This is a genomic window from Dysgonomonas sp. UBA7710, assembly GCF_002482385.1.
Taxonomy (GTDB): Bacteria; Bacteroidota; Bacteroidia; order Bacteroidales; family Dysgonomonadaceae; genus Dysgonomonas.
Map to the genome: position 1 here is coordinate 148,215 of NZ_DLFW01000024.1, position 16,470 is coordinate 164,684.

Here is a 16,470-nt window from a genome sequence, read left to right on the forward strand (position 1 = left end):
ATTAGTAGAAGTGAAAAACGAAAAGTGAAAAACACTTTTCATGTTTCATCTATCATTCTCCGTTTTTCACTTTGCATTACCGATATCAATATTCTTTATATTCAAGGCCGAATGTATGGGCTACGGCTTTGTAAACAATATCACCTTTCAGAATGTTCAGTCCTTTCCGTAAATCTTTATGCTGACGGCAAGCTTCTTCCCAACCCAGGTTAGCAATACTGAGGGCATAAGGGAATGTTGCGTTTGTAAGAGCCAAAGTAGAAGTCATAGGTACAGCTCCCGGTATATTTGCGACACAGTAGTGTACTACATCATCAATAACAAATACAGGGTCAAGATGCGTAGTCGGTCTTGATGTTTCGAAACATCCGCCCTGATCTATCGCCACATCGACCAATACTGTTCCTGCCTGCATGATCTTCAGCATATCTTTCGATATCACCTGCGGAGCTTTATCTCCGGCAATGAGGACTGCTCCGACAATCAGGTCGGCGTCTCTACACAATTCCTTAATTGTATGGGCATCCGAGTAGCGGGTAGTCACATTTGCAGGCATAATATCGCTCAGGTAACGCAAACGAGGCAGACTCTTGTCCAGAATAGTCACTCTGGCTCCGATTCCTGCTGCGATCTTAGCTGATTGCGCACCAACAATTCCACCTCCGATAACAATCACGTGCGCCGGTTTTACTCCCGGCACTCCCCCTAAGAGAACTCCTTTCCCCAGATGCGGTTTTTCGAGAAAACGTGCACCCTCCTGAATAGCCATACGACCGGCAACCTCGCTCATTGGCACAAGCAGGGGCAATGAACGGTCCGGCAATTCAACTGTTTCATAAGCTATACAGATTGCCTTACTCTTTATCATTGCCTTAGTCAGTTCAAGGCTGGATGCAAAATGAAAGTAAGTGAATACAATCTGATTTTCCCTTACCAAGTCATATTCCTCTTTTATCGGCTCTTTTACTTTCACAATCATGTCTGCGATAGCATAAACCTCTTCGATGCTGGAAAGAATGGTAGCTCCGGCCTCCGTATAGTCCAAATCGGTAAAACCGCTACTAACCCCGGCTCCGGTTTGTACAAATACTTCATGTCCCTCAATAACAAACTCATACACACCTGCCGGTGTAACTGCTACCCGATTTTCAAAAGCTTTCAGCTCTTTAGGAATTCCGATTTTCATAAGAATCTTTTATTTATTAGTTAAAAATATAACTTTATGCTTCTCCTATTGGTCCTGTTATCGGCGGAAGAAATCCGGCCGAATTATCGGCAGATACGGGTCCGTTTTGGGCTTCGAACCTGTTGATATTTTCATTTAATGCATATAGCAATCGCTTGGCATGTTCGGGTGTTAATATAATACGTGATTTTACTTTTGCTTTCGGTAGTCCGGGCAAAATACGAACAAAGTCAATAACAAATTCGGATGAAGAATGGGCTATAATAGCCAAATTTGAGTATGTACCCTGGGCTACGTCTTCCGGCAGCTCTATCTGTATTTGATTGTCCTGTTCATTTCTGTTTTCCATAACTTTTCTATTATATATGTTCTGTTTGACTTACGTCGATTTTTCAATTCAAGATTTGGCTCCGCCGACTTTACCAACATTCGCACCGGTGATTGTTGATTCAACTCAGAATTTTGTATATCAATACTATACAGATATCTTTTATGAAATCATCCATTGTAAACTATATAAAATCCCTTTTCTGATAGCCCTTCCTACAAAGGAACAGAAATATCGCATAAAATCAAAGGAAAGTATATATATTTTATAACACAAATATACATATTTTAAAGCTCTCAGGATACCTTAAGTTTATCCTCTCCTACTTCGTTATTATCAGGTAAATCTATCGGCATCAATAACGCTTTTTTTCTTTTCTTTTTACTCAGGACTATTATCTGGGCAACAGTACCGATCAATCCTAAACCCAGCATTACAAAGCGCATGGTACCATGGCCAAATACGACAAATGCTGTGAAGAAGATCATACACCACATAATCCCGATAGAAAGAGCTAACCCTTTCCAGCTAAACCCATCGTTGACCCGGCGAATATATTTACCCGTCAGCTTATGGTCCATTAGTTTCTGATGTAGGCGCGGTGAGCTTTTGGCAAATAAGACACCCGTAAGAAGAATAAAAGGAGTCGTAGGGAGACCGGGTGTAATTATACCCAATAAACCAAGACCCAGAGATATAAACCCTAATATTATATATACATATCTCATTTATTGTGCATGCTTATTTTTTCAAAATCGTTTCCACAACAAAGGAATAAAAAAAGAATGACATTTAATAATTCTATGACGAGTTTAACCTGTTAAATGTTCTCTATATCGTAACACTTTATATATTCACATTCTATACCAAAGTAAAATTTTAATCATGTGAAATCAAATCCTTTTTATCTATATGTTACCTGAGAAAAAGAGTTCTTTGAAATAGTATCATACAAGTTTATTTTGCAATTAGACAACAAAATTGAAAAAAACTGAAAATACAGAAAAACTGTTACATTTGTTACTTTTTAACTATTAATCCATGCAAAACAACAATAGATTTCGTAGCTAATTCTGTAAAAAAACACTTTTAAGTACTGTAAGGAGTTCAAACTAAATGCCCCAGTCCTGCTAGAGATGTTTTATCAATCGATATGGAGATACAGAAATATTGATGTAAATTTGCACCCGCAAAACGAAATACAACACTTACAGAAAGATAAAATATTGAAATGAACAGACAGAAATTCAAAGCTCATCCATGGCACGGTATCGCTATTGGCGATAATGCCCCCGAAGTCGTAACTTGCTTTATAGAGATAGTACCGACTGATACCGTGAAATACGAAGTAGATAAAGAAACCGGGTATCTGAGCATAGATCGTCCTCAAAAATATTCGAATATCATTCCTGCGCTTTATGGTTTTATTCCTCAGACATATAGCGCCGACCGGGTAGCTGAAGTTACTAATATGCAGTTGAACCGGACGGATATAGAAGGCGATAATGACCCTGTAGATATATGTGTACTGACAGAAAAAGATATTACCCATGGGGATATTATCGTCAAAGCTCGTCCCATAGGCGGATTTCGATTGCTGGATCATAACAAGGCCGACGATAAACTGATAGCAGTACTTGAGAATGATGCCATATACGGTTCGTTCCGTGATATATGCGATGTCCCTGTTATGGTAATAGACAGGCTGAAACATTACTTCACCACTTATAAGGATTTGCCCGGAGATAAATCTCCACGCTGTATTTTAACTGATATATATGACGTAAAAACAGCACACGAAGTCATCCGAAGGTCTATTGAAGATTACGACAACGAGTACAGAAATGAGAAGTAAGAGGAAAAGATTCCTGATTATTGTATCTGCTGTTTTATTGGCATGCATCCTTTGTCTTGCATACGGATACTGGGAGGCACGAAATATAGAGATACGGGAAATGACTTTCTCCGGCGAAGATATTCCGGCATCTTTCATAGGTAAGAAGATCATTTTTGTATCTGATATTCATTGCAACCGTTATTTTACTCCTGCGGATGTAAAGGAACTCGTGCAACAAATAAACGAGAGGAATCCGGATATTATCATGCTTGGGGGAGATTATATCCTCAAGGATACAACATATACAAATCCGTTCTTTAAAGAAATAAAGAACCTTAAAAGCACCTACGGAGTTTATTCCGTTTTGGGAAATCACGATCACTGGGAAGATGCCAGTCTCATTCAGAAAGGATTGGCGGATTGCGGATTCTATATTTGTGACAACCAGTCTTACTGGATAAAAGAAGGAAACGACAGTATAAAAATAGGAGGTGTCGGCGATTTCTGGGAAGACAAGCAATTGATTGGGAATACGGTTAATGATGTCAAAAAATCCGATTTCTGTATTCTTTTGTCTCATAACCCTGATTATCTGGAACTACTGAATACCAACAAGGTAGACCTCATGCTCTCCGGCCATACGCATGCCGGACAAATTACACTTTTCGGTATATATGCACCGGCTATGCCCAGTACAGAAGCGCGAAGGAAAGATCTAGGCTATCTGAATACCGGACAGAGATACCGCTATGGCTGGAAAGAAAAAGACGGCATCAAATTATATGTTACTTCGGGAATCGGCATGGGAGCTGTACCTTTCCGATTCTTTGCCCCTCCTGAAATTATAGAGATTACGCTAATCCGGTAGGGTTGTACAATATTCATCGTACAACCTTATCTCACAGCACATCACTCGGTTTTATTCGCTCCCAATCTTAGAAAAGTCTTGTTCTTGCTAAAAAAACAATCAAGCGTATCATCTATATTATAGATACGAAAACTGTTTGCATAGCTCCATGTACCTCTTACATATACTTTACAGAGATAAATTTCATCAGGATTTTCACGTTTATCTTCCGGGATCTTATCATACGACAGAGCTTTTACTTCTTCTATCTTTGTGATAGTCCCGTTGTCAGTATCCCTGTATTTAAAATGACTCTTCACAGCCTGTCCCATTTTGTCCAAATCGCTTTGACAAGAAATTAAGGAAAAGGTGCAAAAAAGGACGATTACGGAAAATATATACTTTTTCATATTTGTTTTATAAAAAATAATTAGCGAATTCGAAAATTAGCAGATTAGCAAATGGCGCGAAGCGGCAATCTCATTTTCGAATTTTCAAATCTGCTAATACTCAAATTATCTACTTTATCTACTCGAAATCTTATTGCTCCATCCGTTTCATATATACATTATAATCATCACTTCCCGATGATTCCTCATGTATTGTCAACCCGAAATATTGCACCACACTGATCAGGTGATTCATTATCTCGGCCAATATGGTCTCATACTCTGCCCATATGGTTGTACTGGTAAATGTATATAGTTCTATCGGCAAGCCTTGTGTCGTTGACGCCAGTTGCCTTACCAGAAGGGTCATATCTTTATTTATATTCGGATGATTACGCAGGTAATGGATTCCATATTGCATAAACAGGTCACAATTGGTAATAGCATGCTTATTCAACGGCAGATCACTAGCCGTCTGTTTGTTCAACTTCGCATATATCCCTTGCTTTTCCTTTATATAACCGGCAATACCATCTACTTTTTTGAACTTTTCAATCTCTTCTTCGGTCAAAAAGCGGATACTATCATATTTAATATTCAATGCCCGCCGGAACCGCCGGCCGCCTGATTCCTGCATACCACGCCAATTCTGGAACGAATCGGATATAAGAGCATAAGTAGGAATTGTAGTAATTGTTTTATCGAAATTGCGGACTTTTACTGTTGTCAGTGTTATTTCTTCCACATTGCCATCCGCTCCGTATTTGTTCATTGTTATCCAGTCTCCTATCTGTACCATGTCGTTTGTCGTAATCTGTATACTACCTACAAACCCCATGATAGAATCTTTAAACATCAGTAACAGCACAGCAGAAGCTGCCCCCATCGCAGCAAAAAACGCCGTGGCAGAGCGTCCCGTAAGAATGGCATATATAACTACTGCTCCAAATATGAAAAGAATGATCTGTATTACCTGAAAATAACTCCTCATCGGCTTATTCTTGAATGCAGGCTTTTCCTGTAAGACATCTCCAAACGATCTTACCAATGCCATTACAGTCCATATCACCATGAAGACTAAATAAATATCAGTCAGCTTTATCAGCGGACTTACCAGGCCTTTGAAGTCGTAAAATACAATTGGTATGGCTCCCCTGACAAATGAATACGGTACAACCAAAGCCAGATAATGAGGTAGCTTATTATTTATGGTGTATCCGAAAAAAGAAAGTGTGGTTATCTTTTCGACACGATGAAAAACAAATGTCAGGATCTTTCTAACCACCAGCTGCAACACATACACTGTTACTGTTACAATTGCCAGCAATACTATTAATTTGACATATTCTATCCATTGTTCAGGAACCCCCAAATGAGATAATGTTTCTTGCATCCATCTGGCTATCGAGACAGTCATAGACTCATAATCAGATTGTAAATCTTCTATATCCATACTATTTATATTTTTTTGAAACAACATACACATTCAATAAGCCAACTTATAGACCTGCGACCTTAATTTTCCGAAGTCTCCCAAAATTAAGAATTAAAAATCGCCGATACAAGCCCGAATCAACATAATTGGATGTCGAATAATAAATAATTTTGATTTAAATGTGGCCTCAATATAAAAAATCACAACATATTTTTCATACATTAGCACATCCTTAGGATAGATGAACCGGCTGATAAATATGGAGAAAAGTGAAAAAAAATTTTCTGTAAAAGAAAGGTTATTAACATTTAAGCATGTATTTTATGGGTTCAAAGTATTATGGGCTGAAGAACACAATGCCCGCATCCATATTATTACATCGGTTATTGTCATAGCTTTAAGTGCCTTACTCAATATATCTCTTACCGAATGGTTAGTTATCCTGGTACTGATAGGGCTGGTTTTGTCTCTCGAAATTATTAATACTTCTATAGAAAATATATGTGACTATATATCACCCGAATGGCATAAGAAGATAAGAAAAATAAAAGATCTCGCTGCTGCAGCCGTTTTCCTGGCGGCCATGATATCCGTTGCTTGCGGTATAATTATTTTCTTACCTAAGATTTGTGATTTTTTTACATAAAAATCAGACTAATAATAAATGTTATCAAATATAAATATTTAGGCTTGAACTAAAAATACAATTAACCACATCATTACAAACATGTTCACTAATCTAAAACATTTAAGTATGAGGAAATCAATTATTTTATTTGCTTTATTAGCCATAACAGGCCTGATAAAAGCACAAGCACCTCAACCGTTACCGGTAGACCCACAGGTAAGATTCGGCACTCTGGAGAATGGTCTGACATACTATATCAGACACAATGCATATCCTGAAAAAAGAGCCGATTTTTATATCGCTCAGAAAGTAGGTTCGATGCAGGAAGAAGACGATCAGGCAGGGCTGGCCCACTTCCTTGAGCATATGGCCTTTAACGGTTCAAAGAATTTCCCGGGTAAAAAGACAATGCTCAATTATCTGGAGAGTATCGGTGTTAAGTTTGGAGCAAACGTTAATGCATACACATCTTTTGACGAAACAGTATATAACCTTTCTGATGTACCGGTTGTACGTCAGACCATCATCGATTCTTGTTTGCTTGTATTGCACGACTGGTCGGGTTTTATCGCACTCAAGGATGAACAAATAGACGAAGAACGCCTGGTTATAAAAGAGGAATGGCGTACGCGTAGCGGGGCGCAATCCCGCATTTGGGATAAACAACTGCCCGTTATTTTCCAAGGTAGTAAATATGCAGACCGTATGCCTATCGGAAAAATGGAAATCGTTGAAAATTTTCCATATCAGACGCTAAAAGATTATTATCACAAATGGTATAGGCCCGACTTGCAGGCTATTATTGTTGTAGGAGATATAAATGTAGATGAAGTAGAGGCACAGGTGAAAACCATGTTCGCCGATATACCTAAACCTGTCAACCCTGCCGAAAGGGTATATTTCCCTGTACCGGACAATGAAGAGCCTATCGTATCGGTAATAACAGATCCGGAAGCTGTACAAACCGTTGTCAGCTTATATATAAAGCATGATATTCTGCCCGAAAATCTGAAGAAAACACAAGCCGAACTAATGACCGGCATCGTAAAAAGCATGGCTTCCAGCATGTTATCTGACAGATTAAATGAAATATCTCAAAAAGCCGACGCTCCATTTGCAGCATCATATGCTTACGATGGTAATTTCTTTGTATCCAAAACCAAAGATGCTTGGACCACAATGGCTTTGAGCAAAGAGGGTAAAGTGGATGAAACATTAGCAAGTATGATAAGGGAAAACGAACGTATCCGCAAATTCGGATTCACCGAAGCAGAAGTAGAAAGGGCGAAAGCAACCCTTCTGCAAAGATATGAGGATATGTATAATAACAGAAATAAAGAGCTGAACAGAAGATATGTGCAGGAATATGTCCGCAGCTTCTCTGACAATGAGGGCATTCCCGGGATAGAATATGAATACAATTTCCTGAAACAAATCGCTCCTATGATTAACGCCCAGATGGTCAATGCTATGTCGCAAGGGCTTATAAATAACAAAAACATTATCATTACCGTTACAGGCCCGGAAAAAGAAGGTCTGGTATATCCTACCACAGATGAATTACTTAATGTATTCAAAGCTGTGGAAGCCGAAGATATTACTCCATATGCGGAAACTGTTTCGGATGAACCGCTTATTAGCCAGATGCCACAAGCCGGTAAGGTTGTTAGTACGACAACAGACGAGAAACTGGGAGCTACAGTCTGGACTTTGTCGAACGGAATGAAAGTCGTTATCAAAAAGACTGATTTTAAAGATGATGAAATCATTATGGCATCTCATGCCTATGGAGGCACATCCATTATAGCCGATGCAGATATAAACAATGCAAACATGGCATCTATGGTGCCATATGTAGGCGGTATCGGAAACTTCAGTTCTACTGACCTGAAAAAGGCATTAGCTGGTAAATCGGCAAATGTAAATGCATACATATCAGGCTGGACACAAGGATTGAATGGTTCATCAAATATCAAAAACCAGGAAACTCTGTTGCAGCTTACATATCTGTACTTTACCGCGCCTCGTAAAGATGAGGGGGCATACACAACATTGATGGATGCAATAAAGAACCAGTTGAAAAACCTGAGTTCAGAGCCATCTTATGTTATGGGGCTGCGCACCAATGAAGCTAAATACGAGAACAATCCACGTATGAAAGAAATGACCCTGGAAGATGCGGAGAAACTGAATTATGACCGTATCATCGAAATCTACAAAGAAGTATTCGCTAATCCCGGTTCATTCACTTTCACATTTGTGGGAAGTATAGACGAAGCTACTTTAAAACCGCTGGTAGAACAGTATCTGGCATCTCTACCATCAGGGAACAAAGATGCTAAATATAAAAATGTAAAGGCAGATATACGCAAAGGCAAGTTTGAAGATGTATTCGAGCAGGAAATGAAAACACCTAAGACTTCTGTATTCGAATTATATAGCGGAACATTGAAACGCGATCAGAAGGCCCAAATCGCATTATCTGCATTGAAACAAATCCTGGATATCGTATATGTACGCACCATCAGAGAAGAAGCAGGCGGAACATATGGAGTACGTGCTCAAGCCGGAATCAGTCGAATACCGGAAGGGCAGACCACTCTGCAAATGACATTCGACACCGATCCTGAAAGAGCCATGTCAATAGCTCCTATTGTTGACCGTGAAGTGAAAAACATAGCGGAAAAAGGACCTGAAGATGCAGATTTCCAGAAAGTAAAAGAATATATGGTGAAGAAATTCCAGGAAGATGAAAAGCAAAATGGTTACTGGGTGAGTGTACTGAGTGCATACCATTTCTATGGAGAGGATAATTACTCAAATTATCTGTCAATCGTAAATGCTTTGACTAAAGACGACATCAAAGATATTACAAAACAACTGATATCACAGAGTAACTTTATTGAAGTGATAATGAATCCTAAGAAATAATTCTATTATAATTCTTTCGATAGAAAAAGCTGTTTGGGCAGATGCCCAAACAGCTTTTTATTTTATCATTCAACAATATAAATAAATCACTATTTTTGCAGAAATCTAAGTATATAAAAACATGGTAATCATTGCACAGTCTGAGTCTGCATTTTTTGTAACGTTATCTTAACGAAACCTTAATGATAATACAAAGCTGTTTTCAAATCTTTACGCTTTACTTTGCAGAAAAAAATAGGAAATTGATATGAAACAACTTTATTTTATTTTCAGCCTCATAATTTTACAGGCCATCAACCCTTGCTTTGCTCAGGAAAAGGACTCCGTTTCTTTCAAACCATCAGGTAATGTTATTGCCAGAGGATTTTTAGATTACAGTACAGGTTTTGGACACGTGAATAAAGAAAAAGGATTTGATATTACGCGGGCATTTCTCGGATATAACTATAAATTTACCCGTACGATACAGGCACAGGTCATTATTGACGGTGCAGCAGGAAAAACATCATCCGACGGGCTTGAGGTATATCTACGCAATGCTTTTGTAAACTGGAACGACAAAGGCTTTAATGTAAATCTCGGGCAAACCAATCTGATGCAATTCAGCATTCAGGAAAAATACTGGATGCACCGCTATGTAATGAAATCTTTTCAGGATCTGAATAAAATGGCTCCTAGCGTAGACTTAGGCGTTACGGCAGAATACACTTTCAATGACTATATTTCTGCCGACATTAGCCTTACCAATGGAGAAGGATACAAAAAAGTGAAAAAAGACAATAGCATGCGTTATGCTGCCGGACTAAGCCTGCACCCGATAAAAAACACAATATTCAGGGTTTATGCAGACGTATACAACGACGATGAAACTCAACGGGATGCCCTGCCAACAGGAATAACAGATGCTAAATACAAAGACCAGTACTCATTATCGCTCTTTGCGGGCTATCAGGATAAGAAAATATCGGGAGGTGTGGAATATAACAGAGTTTATAACAAAGGCTTTATAGACAAAAAAGACTATTATGGCTATTCCGTTTATGCATCGGCCAAGGTAGCCCCCAAATGGAGGACATTTGCACGTTACGATTTGATGGATTCGTCCAATCCCGATAATTTTACATCACCATGGAACAGCCTGGATGGCCAACTTATGATGATAGGTGCGGAATTCCAGCCATTGAAACAATTGAAAATCGCTCCCAACTTTCGCAACATAAACGCAGACAGAGGTAAAGCTGAACAGTATTTCTTTATCAACCTGGAGATTAATTTGTAAGTTTTCTGATACACAAAATAATCTTGAGGGAGGGTGTGTCAAAAGGAGAACAACACGATCAATGTGCTACCCTCTTTGTCATTGGCTCCGCTTCGCTCTGCCGAACGTTGTTTCTGAGTGTAACGAAGGATCTCGACCCTGAGGAACGAGATGTTTCACTCCGTTCAACATGACAACCAACGGTCACAGGAGCGTAGCGTATGTAAATAGAAAGTGAAAAATACTTTTGGCACACCTTCTTTTTTCTTTCCTGTATATGGAATTCCCCGCATTGCCGATAAGGAAGCAACAATGACTAATACTACACCTTCTGACGATAACTAACCAGACTAAATCATTTCCAGAACTCACGACAACGACACGCCTTTAATCTTAACCGTTTCGTAACAAATCCTTAGTCCGTTTGTTATAATAACATAATAATATTGCATCAGAATTTAAAAGTAAAAGGAAATGAAAAAAGTTTTATTATTTACAGCAATCACATTAGCTATCGCACTAAGCTCGTGCGGAAAGAAAGAATCAGCATTATCCGGAGCTGGAGCTACATTCCCCGCACCATTCTATAACATAGTGTTTAAAGAATATGCAAAAATAGGTAGTCCTGTTACCTATGGAGCTATCGGTAGCGGCGGAGGTATCCGCAGCCTCAAAGACCAGACAGTGGATTTCGGTGCAACCGATGTATTCTTATCGGATACTGAACTGAAAGATATGGGTGCGGACATAGTACACATCCCGACCTGTCTGGGAGCTGTTGTATTATCATATAATCTGAAAGATGTAAAAGGGCTCAAACTGACAGCAGATATTATCTCAGATATTTACAGAGGTAAAATAACAAACTGGAATGATGCTAAGATCAAGGAAATAAATCCTGACTTAAACTTACCGGATAAAGGCATCACAGCTGTTTATCGTTCGGATGGCAGTGGAACCACATCTGTATTCTCCGAATATATGTCGAAGGTAAACGAAGCATGGAAAGCAGAGATAGGCGAAGGCAAATCATTGAAATTCCCGGTAGGTATTGCAGCTAAAGGCAATCCGGGCGTAGCAGGAATTATTGCCGAAACAGAAGGAGCAATAGGATATATCGGCTCCGAATACGCACTGGCATTAAATATGTCCGCAGCATTACTACAAAACAGCGCAGGCAACTTTATAGCGGCCGATAGCAAAAGTATCTCGGCTTCTGCCAATGTAGATATACCAAACGATACGCGTGTAGTTATCACTAACTCTCCAAATCCTGAAGCATATCCAATCAGCACATTTACATGGATTATCGCATATAAAGAGCAGAATTATAACGCAAAGTCTGAGGTTCAGGCCAAGGCACTTGCCGGATTACTCAACTATATCATCAGTGAAGAAGGACAGGCCATAGCCACTAAGACACACTATGCACCACTTCCTCCGGTAGCTGTTGAAAAAACAAAAGCTATTATTGAGTCGATGACTTATGATGGAAAGAAAATAGAAACATATCAATTATCTGTAGCAAAAGGAGCCGCCCACTAAGGCTCCGACATTCCTCCCTTTAGGGAAGGTTTATAAAACGATACAACATGTTTTATTTGAAGACTAAAAATTCATCAGGGTTTACCAAAGCCTCCCCTCGGGGAGGTTCGGACGGGCTCAAAGATAAAATATTTAAAGCCACATTATTCATCGCAGCCTGCCTGATAATATTACTCACAGCAGGAGTCATATACGGGCTGGTAAGCAAAAGCATCGGAGCATTCTCCGAATTTGGATTAGGCTTTATCACCTCTACCGAATGGGATTCACGAAACAATGTATACGGTGCATTGCCTTTCATTGCAGGCACAATGATGACATCTATCTTAGCCCTGCTTTTCTGTATCCCATTCTCTCTCTCCGTAGCATTGTTTAACGGAGAATACTTCAGAAATAAAAAGATATCGACAATAGTAAGCTCTGTCGTAGACCTGCTTGCAGGGATACCGTCGATAGTATACGGGTTGTGGGGGTTTTATACCCTGCGCCCTATATTGATTGATATGGGTGTGAGCGATCAGGGATTCGGTATATTGTTATCATCTATCGTTCTGGCAATTATGATTATCCCTTATGCTTCATCTCTCAGTGCCGAGTTCATCGCTATGGTGCCTAACGATCTTAAAGAAGGAGCATACAGCCTCGGAGCCACCAACCTGGAAGTAATAACCTCCATAAACCTGCCTGTTGCAGGTTCGGGTATATTCGCATCCTATGTATTGGCATTCGGGCGTGCCCTGGGAGAAACAATGGCCGTGACCATGCTGATAGGAAACACCAATAACATACCTACCAGTATATCAGATACAGGAAATTCAATGGCAAGTATTATCGCCAACCAGTTTGGAGAAGCCAGCGGAGTAAAACTAAGTTCATTAATGGCCATCGGATTATTACTGTTCCTGATAACGGCATGTATCAATTTTGTAGCCAAGTACATCATGAAAATGGTAAATAAATGAAAAAGAAAAAGAGACTGACATCCACAGCCAAATACAGGCTGACGAAGAGTAAAATATTCTTCTTCGCTGTTTGCACCTTGTCGGCTATCACTATGATTCCTCTTTTTCTTATCCTTTGGGAACTAGTAAAAAAAGGATACAAACAATTCAATCTAAACTTGTTTACGGAAGTAGCGCCTACCTCTATGGAAGCCATGCTCGCCCGTATCAGCGACAGCCCTATACCGGGGGGGATACTGAATGGTATCACCGGTACATTGCTTATCCTCGCCATTGCTATAGTAATAGCTATCCCTGTCGGGATAATGGTGGGCGTTTACCTTGCCGAAAACCCCAAAAAACGTATGGCGGGTTTTGTACGCAGCCTTAGTGACCTCTTACAGGGAATACCGTCGATAGTCATCGGGGTTGTGGTTTACATCTGGATAGTTATCCCTATGTCGGGCTATTCAGCTCTGGCAGGTAGTATTGCTCTCGCCATAATGATGCTGCCGATGATAATACGTTCCACCGAAGAAAGTATAAAGATGCTGCCGACATCCCTTAAGGAAGCCGGACTGGCATTGGGCGGTTCATACACAACCGTTGTATTGCGGGTATTATTACCTTCGGCATTCAGCGGATTGTTTACCGGATCGCTACTGGCCATATCCCGAGTGATGGGCGAAACTGCCCCTCTGTTGGTTACAGCATTGGGTGCATCTACTGTAAACTGGGATGCAACCAACCCAACAAGCGCCATATCCTTACTGATATGGGAATTTTATAACGATCCCAATCTGGCGAATCTGGTATGGTCTTCTTCCCTGCTGCTTCTCTTATTTGTATTGGGTATAAATCTTTTCGCAAAAAGTATAGCAAAAAAATGGAAAATACAGTAAATTTGAACGAACAATATATACTGGAACTCAAGGATGTATCTGTTTCATATACTCCCGGCAAGAATGCTGTGAATATGGTGAATGCCAATATCAGGGAGAATACGGTTACAGCCATCATGGGACCATCGGGTTGTGGTAAGAGTACACTTCTGCGCGCTATAAACCGCATGCATGAATTGTATCCTGAGATTGAAACAACAGGAGAAATCCTGCTAAAAGGGAAAAATATCTTTGATATGAACCCAATGAAGGTTCGACGCCTTGCAGGCATGGTATTTCAGCGGCCTAACCCGTTCCCTACAATGAGTATTTATGATAATGTCATTGCAGGATATAAACTGAATAATATTAAGCTAAGTAAAACGGAACGGGACGAAGTTGTGGAAAGCAGTTTACGCAGTGTCGCCCTCTGGGACGAAGTAAAGGACTCTATGAATAAGAAAGGCACATTCCTTTCGGGAGGACAGCAACAACGTTTGTGCATAGCACGCGCACTGGCTCTGAAACCCGAATTACTATTGATGGATGAGCCAACCTCGGCCCTCGACCCTATATCGACCAACAGAGTAGAGGAGTTGATATTTGAACTGAAAAAGGAATATACAATAGTAATCGTTACGCACAATATGTCACAGGCAGCCCGTTTATCAGACAATTCGATGTTTATGTATCTGGGCGAACTGGTGGAATATGGTACTACCAAACAGATGTTTACCAAGCCGAAAGACAAGCGTACGGAGGATTACCTGACAGGGGTATTTAGTTAATATAGCCTTTAGCTGATAGCTGTTAGCTGTTAGCCCAAAATATTATAATGTAAAACAAAAAGCTATTGGCTAAAAGCTAATGGCTAAAAGCTAAAAGACATGACAACAAATATAAAAGCTAAGCAACTCGAACTTCTTCTCCACGACTTCGAACTATTGTCACGGACAGCCATGATACAGATGCAGATAACCACAAAACTGCTCAATGACAATACAATCGAATCGCTTTATGAAGAAGCCGAATCGAACGAAATAATCATGGACAGGCTGGAAATAAAAGTACGTGAAGAGGTGGTATTTACCATTTTCCAGTTCAACCCTATTGCCGCCGACCTGCGTAAGATAATAACTTATCAGGATTTGACCACAAATCTGGAACGCATTGGCGATATGCTGCTGAACATCATCCATTTCTTGAAAAAAGTGGATCTATCCACTCCATATTTCGAAGATATAAAAAAGATTATCAGCAAGATGGTACAGTATACCAGCGAAATGCTCCGGAACGCAATTTTCTCTTTCTCCAATGAAGATAGCCATATTGCTTATCAGGTAATAGAAGATGATGACAAAGTTGATGAATTATATCATCAAATAGGCTTATCTTTACAAGAGACTTTTGCCGATAAGAAGTTGAGCAAAAAAGAAATACAGAATATGATAAATGTAAACTCCATATCTCACAATCTGGAACGCATCGGCGACAGCGCTACCAATATCGCTGAAGCCACTATTTATTTAACAGAAGGAAAAGACATCAGACATGGAAACAAACAATAAGAATATATCCATTTTGATAGTAGACGATGAGCCGGATATCCGCGAAATTCTGCAATTCAACCTGCAAAATGAGGGTTATGATATAGACCTCGCCGAATCGTCCGAACAGGCTGCGAAAATGCTGACACCCAAGCATCGGTTGATATTACTGGATGTGATGATGGGAGGGATTTCAGGATTCAAATTCGCCGACCAGTTAAGAAAAGACGGAAACAATATTCCTATCATTTTTCTTACGGCAAAGGATACCGAAAATGATATGCTGACAGGCTTCTCCATTGGAGGAGACGATTATATATCCAAGCCTTTCTCTATAAAGGAAGTAGTAGCCCGTGTAAGAAGCGTGTTGAAAAGGGCGGAAAACCAAAGTAACGCGGCACATAAGAATCTGCTGACAGTGAACAATCTGGAGATAGATTTCGATACAAAAACCGTTACCGTAGATAAAGAAGTTGTAGAGCTTACCAAAACCGAATTCAATATATTGGTATTGCTTGTACAGAACACCGGCCGCATATTTTCACGCACCGACATACTGGATAAGGCTTGGAAAGATGACGGAATTGTTCTGGAAAGAACTGTGGACGTACACATCGCGCGTCTCAGAAAAAAGATTGGTACATATGGCGATTATATCGTAAACCGTACAGGTTATGGATATACATTCAATTTACAAAATAAGTAGTTACAAGTTAC

Annotated in this window: 16 protein-coding genes; 11 read left to right on the forward strand and 5 right to left on the reverse strand. The window is 39.8% G+C overall.

The annotated features are described in order from the left end of the window. Positions 1-85: 85 nt before the first annotated feature. The 3 genes from ald to B3317_RS08575 all read right to left on the reverse strand — a co-directional run bounded on the left by ald (position 86) and on the right by B3317_RS08575 (position 2,242). On the reverse strand, positions 86-1,186 hold the full coding sequence (gene ald / locus B3317_RS08565) for an alanine dehydrogenase (RefSeq protein ID WP_291110641.1): 1,101 nt from the start codon (positions 1,184-1,186) through the stop codon (positions 86-88). 34 nt (positions 1,187-1,220) lie between these two features. Continuing rightward, positions 1,221-1,535 (reverse strand): DUF3467 domain-containing protein, encoded by a 315-nt coding sequence (locus B3317_RS08570; protein WP_291110643.1) that lies wholly within the window; start codon positions 1,533-1,535, stop codon positions 1,221-1,223. 275 nt (positions 1,536-1,810) lie between these two features. Then, positions 1,811-2,242, reverse strand: coding sequence for a YbaN family protein (locus B3317_RS08575; RefSeq protein WP_291110645.1), 432 nt, complete (start codon positions 2,240-2,242; stop codon positions 1,811-1,813). Positions 2,243-2,745: 503 nt separating this feature from the next. Between B3317_RS08575 and B3317_RS08580 the strand changes: the two genes are divergently transcribed. After that, complete coding sequence (locus B3317_RS08580; protein WP_291110647.1) at positions 2,746-3,369, forward strand: inorganic pyrophosphatase; 624 nt, start codon at positions 2,746-2,748, stop codon at positions 3,367-3,369. Further along, positions 3,359-4,219, forward strand: coding sequence for a metallophosphoesterase (locus B3317_RS08585; RefSeq protein WP_291110649.1), 861 nt, complete (start codon positions 3,359-3,361; stop codon positions 4,217-4,219). Before B3317_RS08580 ends, B3317_RS08585 begins: the two co-directional genes overlap by 11 nt. 41 nt (positions 4,220-4,260) lie before the next feature. Here B3317_RS08585 and B3317_RS08590 read toward each other — a convergent pair whose 3' ends face one another. Together B3317_RS08590 and B3317_RS08595 are read right to left on the reverse strand one after the other, a co-directional pair. Next, positions 4,261-4,608: a hypothetical protein gene (locus B3317_RS08590; RefSeq protein WP_291110651.1), complete on the reverse strand. Its 348-nt coding sequence runs from the start codon at positions 4,606-4,608 to the stop codon at positions 4,261-4,263. A 130-nt stretch (positions 4,609-4,738) separates the two neighbouring features. Next, positions 4,739-6,040 carry a mechanosensitive ion channel family protein gene (locus B3317_RS08595; RefSeq protein ID WP_291110653.1) on the reverse strand — a complete coding sequence of 434 codons (1,302 nt, stop codon included), beginning with the start codon at positions 6,038-6,040 and terminating at the stop codon, positions 4,739-4,741. Positions 6,041-6,281: 241 nt separating this feature from the next. On the opposite strand from B3317_RS08595, the gene B3317_RS08600 reads away from it, so the two are divergent. The 9 genes from B3317_RS08600 (at position 6,282) to B3317_RS08640 (ending at position 16,459) form a co-directional block, all read left to right on the forward strand. Then, complete coding sequence (locus tag B3317_RS08600; RefSeq protein WP_291110655.1) at positions 6,282-6,668, forward strand: diacylglycerol kinase family protein; 387 nt, start codon at positions 6,282-6,284, stop codon at positions 6,666-6,668. A 108-nt stretch (positions 6,669-6,776) separates the two neighbouring features. Continuing rightward, the gene (locus tag B3317_RS08605) at positions 6,777-9,581 is read left to right on the forward strand and encodes a M16 family metallopeptidase (protein ID WP_291110657.1); all 2,805 of its coding nucleotides are present in this window, start codon (positions 6,777-6,779) and stop codon (positions 9,579-9,581) included. A 247-nt stretch (positions 9,582-9,828) separates the two neighbouring features. Continuing rightward, positions 9,829-10,860, forward strand: a complete 1,032-nt coding sequence (locus B3317_RS08610; protein ID WP_291110659.1) for a hypothetical protein — start codon at positions 9,829-9,831, stop codon at positions 10,858-10,860. A 453-nt stretch (positions 10,861-11,313) separates the two neighbouring features. Next, the gene (gene pstS / locus B3317_RS08615; protein WP_291110661.1) at positions 11,314-12,384 is read left to right on the forward strand and encodes a phosphate ABC transporter substrate-binding protein PstS; all 1,071 of its coding nucleotides are present in this window, start codon (positions 11,314-11,316) and stop codon (positions 12,382-12,384) included. 47 nt (positions 12,385-12,431) lie between these two features. Continuing rightward, positions 12,432-13,346 (forward strand): phosphate ABC transporter permease subunit PstC, encoded by a 915-nt coding sequence (gene pstC / locus B3317_RS08620; RefSeq protein WP_291110663.1) that lies wholly within the window; start codon positions 12,432-12,434, stop codon positions 13,344-13,346. Further along, positions 13,343-14,227, forward strand: coding sequence for a phosphate ABC transporter permease PstA (gene pstA, locus B3317_RS08625; protein ID WP_291110665.1), 885 nt, complete (start codon positions 13,343-13,345; stop codon positions 14,225-14,227). Before pstC ends, pstA begins: the two co-directional genes overlap by 4 nt. After that, positions 14,212-14,994 (forward strand): phosphate ABC transporter ATP-binding protein PstB, encoded by a 783-nt coding sequence (gene pstB / locus B3317_RS08630; protein WP_291110667.1) that lies wholly within the window; start codon positions 14,212-14,214, stop codon positions 14,992-14,994. The genes pstA and pstB overlap by 16 nt, the downstream gene beginning before the upstream one ends. A gap of 99 nt (positions 14,995-15,093) precedes the next feature. Continuing rightward, on the forward strand, positions 15,094-15,774 hold the full coding sequence (locus B3317_RS08635) for a phosphate signaling complex PhoU family protein (RefSeq protein WP_291110669.1): 681 nt from the start codon (positions 15,094-15,096) through the stop codon (positions 15,772-15,774). Then, positions 15,758-16,459: a response regulator transcription factor gene (locus B3317_RS08640; RefSeq protein ID WP_291110671.1), complete on the forward strand. Its 702-nt coding sequence runs from the start codon at positions 15,758-15,760 to the stop codon at positions 16,457-16,459. Before B3317_RS08635 ends, B3317_RS08640 begins: the two co-directional genes overlap by 17 nt. Positions 16,460-16,470: the final 11 nt, after the last annotated feature.

Coding starts and splice junctions, on each gene's coding strand:
- B3317_RS08640 (WP_291110671.1), top strand. CDS start 15,758: ATGGAAACAAACAATAAGAATATATCCATTTTGATAGTAGACGATGAG.
- pstS (WP_291110661.1), top strand. CDS start 11,314: ATGAAAAAAGTTTTATTATTTACAGCAATCACATTAGCTATCGCACTA.
- B3317_RS08600 (WP_291110655.1), top strand. CDS start 6,282: ATGGAGAAAAGTGAAAAAAAATTTTCTGTAAAAGAAAGGTTATTAACA.
- B3317_RS08605 (WP_291110657.1), top strand. CDS start 6,777: ATGAGGAAATCAATTATTTTATTTGCTTTATTAGCCATAACAGGCCTG.
- B3317_RS08580 (WP_291110647.1), top strand. CDS start 2,746: ATGAACAGACAGAAATTCAAAGCTCATCCATGGCACGGTATCGCTATT.
- pstC (WP_291110663.1), top strand. CDS start 12,432: ATGTTTTATTTGAAGACTAAAAATTCATCAGGGTTTACCAAAGCCTCC.
- B3317_RS08570 (WP_291110643.1), bottom strand. CDS start 1,535: ATGGAAAACAGAAATGAACAGGACAATCAAATACAGATAGAGCTGCCG.
- ald (WP_291110641.1), bottom strand. CDS start 1,186: ATGAAAATCGGAATTCCTAAAGAGCTGAAAGCTTTTGAAAATCGGGTA.
- B3317_RS08575 (WP_291110645.1), bottom strand. CDS start 2,242: ATGAGATATGTATATATAATATTAGGGTTTATATCTCTGGGTCTTGGT.
- B3317_RS08595 (WP_291110653.1), bottom strand. CDS start 6,040: ATGGATATAGAAGATTTACAATCTGATTATGAGTCTATGACTGTCTCG.
- B3317_RS08585 (WP_291110649.1), top strand. CDS start 3,359: ATGAGAAGTAAGAGGAAAAGATTCCTGATTATTGTATCTGCTGTTTTA.
- pstA (WP_291110665.1), top strand. CDS start 13,343: ATGAAAAAGAAAAAGAGACTGACATCCACAGCCAAATACAGGCTGACG.
- B3317_RS08635 (WP_291110669.1), top strand. CDS start 15,094: ATGACAACAAATATAAAAGCTAAGCAACTCGAACTTCTTCTCCACGAC.
- pstB (WP_291110667.1), top strand. CDS start 14,212: ATGGAAAATACAGTAAATTTGAACGAACAATATATACTGGAACTCAAG.
- B3317_RS08610 (WP_291110659.1), top strand. CDS start 9,829: ATGAAACAACTTTATTTTATTTTCAGCCTCATAATTTTACAGGCCATC.
- B3317_RS08590 (WP_291110651.1), bottom strand. CDS start 4,608: ATGAAAAAGTATATATTTTCCGTAATCGTCCTTTTTTGCACCTTTTCC.